General features: G+C 30.3%; 11 protein-coding genes. 9 read left to right on the top strand and 2 right to left on the bottom strand.

Going from position 1 to position 10,358, the window contains the following annotated elements; genetic code table 11:
• Positions 1 to 250: transposase (locus F564_RS0116735; protein WP_154656909.1), on the top strand; the 250-nt coding region annotated here is incomplete at its 5' end.
• A 7-nt stretch (positions 251 to 257) separates the two neighbouring features.
• Here F564_RS0116735 and F564_RS19565 read toward each other — a convergent pair.
• Complete coding sequence (locus tag F564_RS19565) at positions 258 to 1,361, bottom strand: hypothetical protein (RefSeq protein ID WP_154656910.1); 1,104 nt, start codon at positions 1,359 to 1,361, stop codon at positions 258 to 260.
• Between the two features lie 276 nt (positions 1,362 to 1,637).
• Between F564_RS19565 and F564_RS0116745 the strand changes: the two genes are divergently transcribed.
• From F564_RS0116745 to F564_RS19570, 8 genes are all read left to right on the top strand, one after another.
• A complete protein-coding gene (locus F564_RS0116745) occupies positions 1,638 to 1,868 on the top strand; it encodes a hypothetical protein (RefSeq protein WP_028123620.1) in 231 nt (76 codons plus the stop codon).
• A gap of 13 nt (positions 1,869 to 1,881) precedes the next feature.
• Positions 1,882 to 4,020: an outer membrane beta-barrel protein gene (locus F564_RS0116750; RefSeq protein ID WP_228373926.1), complete on the top strand. Its 2,139-nt coding sequence runs from the start codon at positions 1,882 to 1,884 to the stop codon at positions 4,018 to 4,020.
• Positions 4,021 to 4,080: 60 nt separating this feature from the next.
• Positions 4,081 to 4,275, top strand: a complete 195-nt coding sequence (locus F564_RS0116755; protein ID WP_028123622.1) for a hypothetical protein — start codon at positions 4,081 to 4,083, stop codon at positions 4,273 to 4,275.
• 45 nt (positions 4,276 to 4,320) lie between these two features.
• A complete protein-coding gene (locus F564_RS20705) occupies positions 4,321 to 4,479 on the top strand; it encodes a hypothetical protein (RefSeq protein WP_154656911.1) in 159 nt (52 codons plus the stop codon).
• A gap of 17 nt (positions 4,480 to 4,496) precedes the next feature.
• Complete coding sequence (locus F564_RS20710; protein WP_154656912.1) at positions 4,497 to 4,655, top strand: hypothetical protein; 159 nt, start codon at positions 4,497 to 4,499, stop codon at positions 4,653 to 4,655.
• A 104-nt stretch (positions 4,656 to 4,759) separates the two neighbouring features.
• Positions 4,760 to 6,073, top strand: coding sequence for a radical SAM/SPASM domain-containing protein (locus tag F564_RS0116770; RefSeq protein ID WP_028123623.1), 1,314 nt, complete (start codon positions 4,760 to 4,762; stop codon positions 6,071 to 6,073).
• A gap of 23 nt (positions 6,074 to 6,096) precedes the next feature.
• Positions 6,097 to 8,271 (top strand): peptidase domain-containing ABC transporter, encoded by a 2,175-nt coding sequence (locus tag F564_RS0116775; protein ID WP_394330638.1) that lies wholly within the window; start codon positions 6,097 to 6,099, stop codon positions 8,269 to 8,271.
• A gap of 463 nt (positions 8,272 to 8,734) precedes the next feature.
• Entirely contained in the window at positions 8,735 to 10,147 is a 1,413-nt protein-coding gene (locus F564_RS19570) for a DNA replication/repair protein RecF (protein WP_051259723.1), read from the top strand.
• Between the two features lie 42 nt (positions 10,148 to 10,189).
• Here F564_RS19570 and F564_RS20340 read toward each other — a convergent pair.
• On the bottom strand, positions 10,190 to 10,358 hold a 169-nt coding region (locus F564_RS20340; RefSeq protein WP_161625949.1), incomplete at its 5' end, for an ATP-binding protein.

Consider the following 10,358-nt stretch of genomic DNA (forward strand, 5'->3'; position numbering starts at 1 on the left):
TACACCCATGAGAAACAACCAAAAAAATTATCAAAAACAAAAATATATTTTCAGAAAATCGAGAAAAAGAATAGAGACATTATTCTCTCAGCTTTGTGACCAATTTAAAATCAGAAACAACTACGCAAAATCATTTGAAGGTTTTAAAACAAGGATATTGAGCAAAATAACAGCATTAACTTTCATTCAATTTGTAAATGTTTTTGTATTTAATAGAAAAATGAATAATATTAAAATTGCATTAGTTTGATAATGCACTACGAGTTATCATAGTCTTTATGGATTTTTTCAGACAAATATTTAAAATCTCTGTTAAGAATACTATCTGCTTTCAAGAGTTTTTTAGAGTACTCCAGTTCTTTTTCCGAATCCTTTCGATTTTGGTAATACTTGATTAGAAAATTATAATTTTCAAGAAGTTCAGGAACAATAAATTGTCTTTTCTGAAAAATAGAATCTACTTTCTCAAATTGTTTTATTGCCAAATCTTCTTTTCCCAATCCTAAATAGCTCTTTCCTATGTAGAAATCTGAGACAGAAGACCAATAGAAATCATCATCTTTATTGAGAATTGGCAAGCTTTTTTGTAGAAGTTTAATGGAGGAATTATAATTTTTATAGTGATATTCCGAAATTCCTTTACATTTTGTTAGATAAGCTTTTTCAGAAGGAAATTCATTAATTTTTGAAAAACGAAGTCCTGCATTAATAATTGAATCAGCTCTCTTGTAGTCTTTTATATTTCTGTAGCATACAGCCATTTGGTGTAAGCTATTAAGGTAACCTCTTTCCACATTGCGTATTGCGCCAGGCTCTAATTTTTCTTTTGATTTGGGCTCAAAATAAGAAATGCATTCCTTAAAGTGTTCAATGCCTTCATCGTAATATCCCAGATAGCTTTTCACTAACCCCATTTGATAGATAATCTTATATTTAAGATAATCATCCTTGCTGTCTTTAGAATATTGATAGGCTTTTAAATATTCTACTAGGGCAGATTGGTAATTTTTATAATAGAAATAGTACAAACTTCCTTTCAGCAGGTAAACCGTAGAAATAAGTTCTTTATCATCTGTTTTATGCGCAGTAACGATGGCACTATCCGCATATTTTATTTTTAGGCTCTTATCTTTAGAGTAAAAAGCAGCATCTCTATATCCTTCTATTTGTTCAACTAAATTATTTTCGAGTTTTGCTTTTTGAAGATAGAGGTTGATGTCTTTTAAGGCAGTTATATCATTTTCTTCCTTTTTATCATAGGTACTTCGGATATCCTCAAAACTCTGTTGACCTTGTATTTTTCCGAAAGAAAAAAACAAAGATAGGTAAAGAAAACAAAAAAGTATTTTTCTATATAACACTTTTATCAAAAATTATTAGTTTATAAGTACAAATTTAAACAAAACAGCCCAAAATTCATTCATTGCAAATTATTTATAATTCATATAAATAAAATTTAAATCATTAGTTGTCAATCAAATACTTGTCCTAATTTCTTTTTTATGACGTCGTTATCTGTCAATTTCCATTTCAAGACCTGCTTTTTTAGGAAACCCCATTTTACACAAATAATTTAGCAAAAGAATTCAACCAATAAATCTCCCGGCGCCGGGATAAACTTCAAAAACAATAATATTATGAAAAAGTTTATCTCTTGGGTATCAGCAGTTGCTGTATTTGTTTCAGTAATCAGCTGTAGAGAAGCAGAAGAATTAACAACAACTCCTGATGAAATACAAAATCAGTCAATATCTGCAAAAGTAAAAAAAGATTCTGTAGGGATTAATTCAAACAGTTCCAATGAATCTAGTTCGTTAGAGGCACAAGAAAGCGACCCACCTCCGAAGAATGATGGAATCAAGTGGTAATGGAAAAGTTTGAATGAGTAGATTAGCAAGAAATAATTTGACAATGAAAAAAAATAAGACATATCTGTACATATCAGCTTTATTTTTTATAAGCATTCACACGTTCGGTCAAAATTCAACAGATAGTTCTCTTGAGAAAAAAGTTGATACTTTGAATACTAAAGAAATTGAGGAGGTTATTTTAAAATCTCAAAAAAAGAAACAATATGCTGACCGTGCTATTTATACGTTTGATAAAGAAGCGTTAGAAAAAGCACGATATGCAAAAGACCTTATAAGAACATTGCCAGAATTAAAGCTTGACCCAATATCCAATACTGTTGTCAGTACAAAGGGTGGGATAACATTGTTTTTGGTAAATGGAATTGAAGCTAGCGATATGCAGATTCGTAGTATTATGCCAAATAATGTAGTGAAAGTTGAATACTATGATATTCCACCAACAAGATGGGCTACAAGAGCTGACACAGTTGTAAATATTATTACACGAAATCCTGAAACTGGATATGTTTTTGGAACTGATGTAATTTCTGCATTAAACACCGGTTTTATAAATGGTTCCGGGTACGCCAATTATACAAAAGGTAAAAATAATTTAGGAGCAGAATATTCAATTAATTTTCGGGATTACAACAATAGAATTGTAAAAAAAAGGTATGAGTACTTTTTAGATGAAAAACAATTTGTTTCTGACGAAATACAAAAAGACCATTTTGGCTACACAAATCAATATATCACTTTACGTTATGCGAATATAATACCAGAAAAATATACTCTTCAAGCAAAAGTAAATTTCAATATTTCAAGCAATTTTGTTAAAGGCAGAGGCCAAAGTAATTTTAGCCAAGGAAGTAATGAGACTGTGGATGGAACAATTCACAACTCCTCTTCACATTATATTAATCCAGTTTTAGACTTATATTTTTCTAATAATTTAGGAAAAAAAGATGAAGTCAATATTAATATTATTACTTCTCATTATAATACAGATTCTTACCAGTTTGATAGAGAATGGATTATTACTTCAGGTCAAGATGTTTTTAATAATGAAATGAATCTAAAAGTAAAACAAAATGGTTTCATCGGAGAGTTATCCCATATTCACAATTTTGGAATAGGTAAGTTAAATTCTGGATATAGAATTTCAACTAATTCGATATCAAATAGTTTGCAAAATTTAGAAGGCTACTCAAATTACAAAGTAAATTATAGAGACCAATATTTTTATACCGAATTTTCAGGAAAAAAAGAAAAATTAATGTATCGTCTAAGCTTAGGCTTAATAAATATTTTTAATGAAAGTGCTGAAAACAAGATTAATGAATGGAATATAGTACCAAAAATAATTTTAGGGTATCAATTAAATAATCATCATAGTTTCCGTATTACTAGCGATTATAAATCTCAAAGCCCTTCTAGTGCAGCGTTAAGTAGTAACGTGGTACAGCTTGTTCCAAATATTGTTCAACGTGGCAACCCTTATTTGGAACCACAAAATATTTGGAGTAATAACGTAATGTATTCATTAAAAGATAAATACTTTGATTTAACAACAACTCTTTCATATAACTATATTAATAAAGTTGTAAATCAATATTTTGTTGCAGATAATTCAATCAACGGTTATGCTTTAACGTATGAAAATGCTAAAAATAGTGAACAGTATTCTATTCAAATAGTAGGCTCTATTAAACCTTTTGGAAATGATTATTTAGTTCTAAAAGCGGAAGTAAAGCCCACTTCAGAAATTATTAGAACCAAGTCAGGGAAAACAATAAAAAACCAATTTATTGATAATTTTTTTAGTGTCTCATCAGAATACAAATCTTTTGCCGTAGAATATCAATTTAATATTCCTGTATTTTCACTTAGTGGTGCATTTCTAATAAGAAATGAAAATGCAAATCATTTATTTGCAAATTATAGATATAAAAATTGGACGTTTACTACAGGGGTGTACTTTATAGGAACGCCTTCTGTGTATATAACGAAAAGTCTCGATGAAAGCTTGGTAAACTATACGAATCATAGAAAAATTTATAACAATAAATCTATGTTTATCCTAGGTTTAAGTTATGATTTTTCAACAGGTAAAAAACTTGACATACAAAAGAAGATAAACAATAGGACAGTACCAGCTGCAACATTTTAATGTGTATTGCGCAATTTCATATATAATTTCAGAATGTTTAATATTTAAATTTCAATAGAAATGAAAAAAAGTTTTCAAAGCGAGAAGTTTCAGGCTTTAGCTAAAAAAATAATTGTTCTCTCGTCAAATGACAAAGGGAACTTAAAGGGAGGTTTTGCATCAGTAAAATTACAATCTATTAAAATCATTAAAGCTAATGGTTCAGATTGCATTTGTGATGGTGCGGGAACTAATGGTAGAGACTGTATTTGTTAACAATAGAGTGTATTAATTTAATGTTTAATTAAAATTTTTAAGAAAATGAAAAAAAGTTTTCAAAAGCAAAGCTTCAAAGCTTTAGCTAAAAAAGTAAGCACCCTTTCTACAACAGAAAAGGGGCAATTGAGAGGAGGTTTCTCTTCTGTAAGCCTAACACCTACACAAGGTGTTGGAGCAAACGGAAAGGACTGTATTTGCTAATTCAAAAAATTGGAGAAATGAAAAAAGAAGCTCAAAAACAAAGTTTCAAAACTTTGGCTAAAAAAGTGAGTACCCTTTCTGCTACACAAAAAGGACAGCTCAAAGGAGGTTTTTCTTCTGTAACTCTAATACCCAAAGAGGGTGCAGGAGCAAATGGTTCTTGGTGTATTTGTTAATTTTTAATTAATAAGTACATCAAAATAGGGAGACAATTATGTCTCCCTATTTAAAACTTGTCTTAGAATATCCATCTTAGGTAAACAAATAAAGTGAAAGATTTATGAAAAATGTAAAATTTAGTCGATATAATAATTATGTATTTTATGATAATTATTACATATTACACAATGGAGTAACAAGTAATTTTTTGTTGTTAGAACAGGATTTATATGATTTATTAAATGCTGCTGTAAATGAGAATAATTTAGCCTATTTAGAAGAAATACATAAAGATTTTTACGAGGCTCTTTTAAATGAAGGGTTCTTGGTAGACAATGAGAAAAATGAGTTACAAGACCTACTTCAAGAATTTAACGCCCTCACCTACGACGATTCTCATTTTGAAGTGCATATTAATCCTACTATGAATTGTAATTTTAAATGTTGGTATTGTTACGAAACTCATATAAAAAAGTCAAGATTAGATGAAAAGACAATAAAGAAAATACAATTATTACTTAATAGTATAGTAAAAGATAATAATTCTTTGAAAACATTTCAGTTAAATTGGTTTGGTGGAGAACCTTTACTATATTTTGATTCTATTGTTGAACAGATTCTTGGTTACGCATATAATCTTTTTACAAACAATAACGTTAAATTCAACAGTGTGTTTACTAGTAATGGATTACTAATAAACAATAAAGTAATTGAAGCTTGTAAAAAATATAATGTTAATGCATTTCAGATAACTTTGGATGGACACAAAGAACGACATGATAAAGTTCGTTTCGTTTCTGAAAAAAGAGGGTCATATGATGAGATAGTAAAAAATATAAAACTGTTGGTGGAAAACGAAATTTTAGTAAACGTTCGAATAAACTGTTCATCTGAAACACTAGACGGACTTGAAAAGATAGCTAAAGATTTTACAGATGTTAAAAATAGACAATTTATAATGTTCGATTTTCACGATGTATGGCAAAATGAAAAGAAGTTAGCAGATAATATTCTTGTCGAGTATATGGATTATTTTAGAATGGAAGGTTTTTTTGTTCAGTCACTAAATCTTAATACATTTAGAAAGATGTGTTATGCAGATAGAAAAAATATGGTTAATATTAATTACGATGGGAATTTATATAAATGTACTGCCAGAGATTTTACAGAAGAGAATTCGGAAGGAGTTTTAGGGGAATTAGGGGAACTGATTTGGAATTATAAACATGAAGTAAGATTAGAAAGTAAATATAAAAATCCACCCTGCCTGAAATGTAGCTATCTTCCTATATGTGGAAGTGGATGTTCTCAGCTTGCGGTAGAAAGTAAAGAAGAATATTGCGTATATGATTTTGATGAAAACAAAAAGAAAAAAATGTTGTTAGACAATTTCTTAGGTAATTTGTCAAATACTGAATTGATGGAAGTATTATGATTTTTTTTGCTCAACACGACCAAATGGATTGCGGCCCTGCTTGTTTGGCTATGGTGTCTTCACATTATGGCAAAGACTTCGGTTTGCAATACTTACGGGATAAAAGCTTTATCACGAGAGAAGGTGTGTCATTGTTGGGGATAAGCGAAGCCGCAGATAAAATAGGTTTTAAAACTATTTCAGCAAAGCTAAAAACCGGGGATTTTGATAAAGAATTACTCCCTTGTATCCTTCACTGGAACCAAAATCATTTTGTGGTGCTTTACAAAATCAATAAAAATATTTTTACTGGAAAATTAATTTATAAAATAGCAGACCCGGGACACGGTTTTGTTTCTCTATCTGAAGATAAATTCAAAAAATCGTGGCTTTCAGACGGAGAGAAAGGGGTTGCTCTTTTTTTAGAGCCTACAGAAGAATTTTACAAGCAAACTCCGATGGAAGAGGAAAAGCTTTCCATAAAATATTTGCTAAAGTATCTGAAGCCCTACAAAAACCAGATGCTTCAGCTATTCGTTCTTTTATTATTGGGAACTCTTACCACTTTAATTTTTCCTATACTCACACAAAAATTAATAGATGAAGGAGTCAGTAAAAAAGATTTGTCCGTTATTTCATACATCTTATTAGCCCAATTGGCATTTTTCTTTGGAAATATCATCTTTGGGATTTTCCGTAATTGGATTATGCTTGTTGTCGGTACAAAAATCAATATCCAGATTATTTCGGAATTTTTAAAGAAACTATTAAAACTTCCAATAAAGTTCTTTGATACCAAATTGATGGGAGATTTCAACCAGCGTATTCAAGACCACGAACGCATCGAGAATTTCCTTACTTCACAAAGTCTTCTCACGCTGTTTTCCATTATAACCTTTTCAGTGTTCTTTGGAGTGCTGTGGTATTATGATTTCAGGATATTGGTGGTTTATATCATTTTGACCGTAATCTCTGTGGTATGGTCGCTATATTGGATGAAAAAAAGAACAATCCTGGATTATTTTCGATTCCAGCAAAGAAGCGAGAATCAGGAGTCCATTTACGAAATCATCAACGGTGTTTCAGAAATGAAACTCAACCAGTTTGAGGATTTTAAGCGCAGAGAATGGGAACAGATTCAGCAAAAGCTCTTCAAAATTAATATTCGTATTTTGAAGTTAGACCAAGTTCAACTTTCCGGTTTTGATTTTATTAATCAATTAAAAAATATCGTTGTCACCTTCCTTGCAGCTTCATTTGTTGTAAAAGGACATATGACATTGGGAGCATTGCTGAGTGTATCTTACATCATCGGACAAATGAATTCACCAGTAAGCCAGTTAATTTCATTTTTCCGTTCTTTACAGGATGCCAAACTAAGTTTATCAAGATTGAACGAAGTACAAAATCATCCGGAAGAGGAACAGAAAAATCAGGTTTCATTATTTAGTCCTAAATACACAGATCAAAACGGTATAGAGAAAGGGATTTATTTCAAAGACGTTTCATTCCAGTATGAAGGTCCGCAGTCATCTTATGTTTTAAAAGATATTAATCTATTTATTCCGGAAGGAAAAGTGACTGCCATTGTCGGAGCCAGTGGAAGTGGTAAAACAACCTTGATGAAAATGCTTTTAAAATTTTATGAACCTGTTTCCGGAGAAATTAATTTTAATCATCTTAATATCAAAGATATTTCGCCATTAGATTTGAGAAAAAACTGTGGTGTGGTGATGCAGGATGGTTTTATATTTTCTGACACTATCGAAAGAAACATTGCTACAAGTGATGAAAATATAGATTATAAAAAACTTGAAAAAGCATTACACACCGCCAATATCAAATCTTTTGTTGAGGAATTACCTTTGGGTTTAAACACAAAAATAGGAGCTTCAGGAAATGGGATTTCGGGTGGACAGAAACAGAGAATACTAATCGCAAGAGCAGTTTATAAAAACCCTAATTTTATTTTCTTTGATGAAGCAACTTCTGCATTGGATGCCGAAAACGAAAAAATAATCCACGATAATCTTCAATCCTTTTTCAAAGGGAAAACTGTAATTATTGTTGCCCACAGATTAAGCACCGTAAAAAATGCAGACCAGATTATAGTCTTAAAAAATGGAGAAATTGTAGAACAAGGAAATCATCAAAGTTTAGTACATAAAAAAGCAGATTACTATAATCTTGTGAAAAACCAGTTGGAATTGGGAAACTAGCCGTCCTAATTCATAAATTTTGGAAGAAAATAAATTCTATAGAAACAAATGATTTATCAAAAATTCTTTTTTTAAGTTCTAAATGATGAACCATTAAATTTAAACTCAAATGAAAGGAAGAAAATAATTCTCATCTTTTCCTATACAATGGAAGAGTGGAAAAAAGTGATTTTGCCGAAATAGAAAAACTATTTATTGCGAATAGAAAATTTGATCTCTATATATTAACAGTAGATAGAGTTTTTGATTTGAATGACCTGTCGAAAGGAATAAAAAGAATTGGTATAAATCCTTTTCGTAAGATATCATTAATATATCTCCGGATAGCATAAATTATAGGATCTACTAAAAAAACACGTATTTTTTTCAATTTACGGAAATCCGTAAACATAATTGATAACCAATCACTAATATTGCTACTAATTATGAATTCATAAAATAATATTGATTAGAAACTGACAATATGAAACTCGACATACATGCACATACAAGAAAAGTAAAATCAGGAGATGCTACAACCCGGAATATTGAAAAAGATAGATTCGTAGACATATTAAAAGACACAGATGTAAAGATTTTAGCCATAACAAATCACAATCATTTTGATTTAAATCAGTATGAAGAATTTAGAGATGGAGTATCAACGACTTGTCAGATATGGCCTGGTGTTGAACTAGACGTTTTAGAAAATGCTAAAAGAGCTCATCTGATTGTGATTTGCAACCCTAAAAACCACATCCAATTTGACAAAAATGTGAATGAAATTTTAGCTGGCAAAAATCCGGACACATTTACAATATCACTAAAAGAAACCGTAGAGAAATTTGACTCTTTAGACTGTATTTATATAGCACACTATTTTGTAAAAAAACCAAATCTTGGAGATGAAGAGTTGCAAATACTTACAGATTTAGTGTCAAATTCTAAAAGGATTTTGAAAGAAGCTACAAATGCAATCTCTGCCGGTATCTATATAAGTCATGGTCACAATTCTATTTATGGCTCAGATGTACATAATTGGGATGATTATATAGAATTATCTAAAACATTACCTGACCTAAGACTACCTGTTGAAAGTTTTGAACAGTTTTGTTTGCTATTGGAAAAAGACGAGGCAACAATAAATACAATCTTAGATAAAAAAGTAAAAGAAAATATTGAAATAGCTCCGTTTTCTGCTGCTGAATTAATACGATTGGATATTTTTAATGATATAAACATTCTTTTTGGATCGAAAGGGACAGGAAAAACAGAAATATTAGAATTCTTATCAAAATACTATAACGCAAAAGGTCATAAAACATCTGTCTATAAATCCAATGACAGCCATTTAAATGATGTATTTGATATAAAGGGAAATACTTTTAATTGTGAAGTTTCTGATTTTGGAATTGACAAATGCGAAGAGAATATTGAGTTTTTAAAAGATGTAACAGAAGAAGAAGTGACAAGTTTAAACAAGTACCTACTCCATTTTTCTGTTCAAGAAACAAATAAAATATCTCAAAAACTAAAAATCAAAAACATCAATCAAGAGGATGAAACGCAAAGCCAAAGAAGTTTAAAGGAAATAGCTGATATTCTTACAGAATTTAAATCATTTAGAGATTACGCACAAAATAAAGAAGAGCTTAATAAGTATGTACAGGAATCTTTAATTTTAGAATTGATTGAAGTTCTTCAAAAAATAATATCACAACTAAAAACCGAAACAGAGAGCAAAATATTTGAAAATAAGAGTATAAATTTATTGAATGGAATAATATCTACTTTTTTAACAGAAATTTCAAAGAAAACTGGACAACCGCCAAAACTGATTATTCCGAACAAAGTACACCACTCATTCCGAGGCAAAGTACACCAGTTAATTTCATAAAAAACTTCCTAGACTTTCCACTGGATTCGTATTAAATCAAAGCTAATGGTTTTTTTTCTTTCTCAAAGATTTACCTTTTAATTCTAAACGGTGAGCCGAAGCTGTCATTCTGTCCATTATTGCATCTGCCAGTGTAGGTTCATTAATGTAGTCGTACCACGATTCAACAGGAAGCTGTGAGGTAATGAGTACAGAGCTTTGCGCATAGCGG

The sequence above is a fragment of the Epilithonimonas tenax DSM 16811 genome (assembly GCF_000428485.1).
Lineage (GTDB): Bacteria > Bacteroidota > Bacteroidia > Flavobacteriales > Weeksellaceae > Epilithonimonas > Epilithonimonas tenax.

What these genes read in the sequence shown, in the direction of transcription:
- F564_RS0116745 (WP_028123620.1), top strand. Translation starts at nt 1,638, where the DNA reads ATGAAAAAGTTTATCTCTTGGGTATCAGCAGTTGCTGTATTTGTTTCA.
- F564_RS0116750 (WP_228373926.1), top strand. Translation starts at nt 1,882, where the DNA reads ATGAGTAGATTAGCAAGAAATAATTTGACAATGAAAAAAAATAAGACA.
- F564_RS0116755 (WP_028123622.1), top strand. Translation starts at nt 4,081, where the DNA reads ATGAAAAAAAGTTTTCAAAGCGAGAAGTTTCAGGCTTTAGCTAAAAAA.
- F564_RS20705 (WP_154656911.1), top strand. Translation starts at nt 4,321, where the DNA reads ATGAAAAAAAGTTTTCAAAAGCAAAGCTTCAAAGCTTTAGCTAAAAAA.
- F564_RS20710 (WP_154656912.1), top strand. Translation starts at nt 4,497, where the DNA reads ATGAAAAAAGAAGCTCAAAAACAAAGTTTCAAAACTTTGGCTAAAAAA.
- F564_RS0116770 (WP_028123623.1), top strand. Translation starts at nt 4,760, where the DNA reads ATGAAAAATGTAAAATTTAGTCGATATAATAATTATGTATTTTATGAT.
- F564_RS0116775 (WP_394330638.1), top strand. Translation starts at nt 6,097, where the DNA reads ATGGATTGCGGCCCTGCTTGTTTGGCTATGGTGTCTTCACATTATGGC.
- F564_RS19570 (WP_051259723.1), top strand. Translation starts at nt 8,735, where the DNA reads ATGAAACTCGACATACATGCACATACAAGAAAAGTAAAATCAGGAGAT.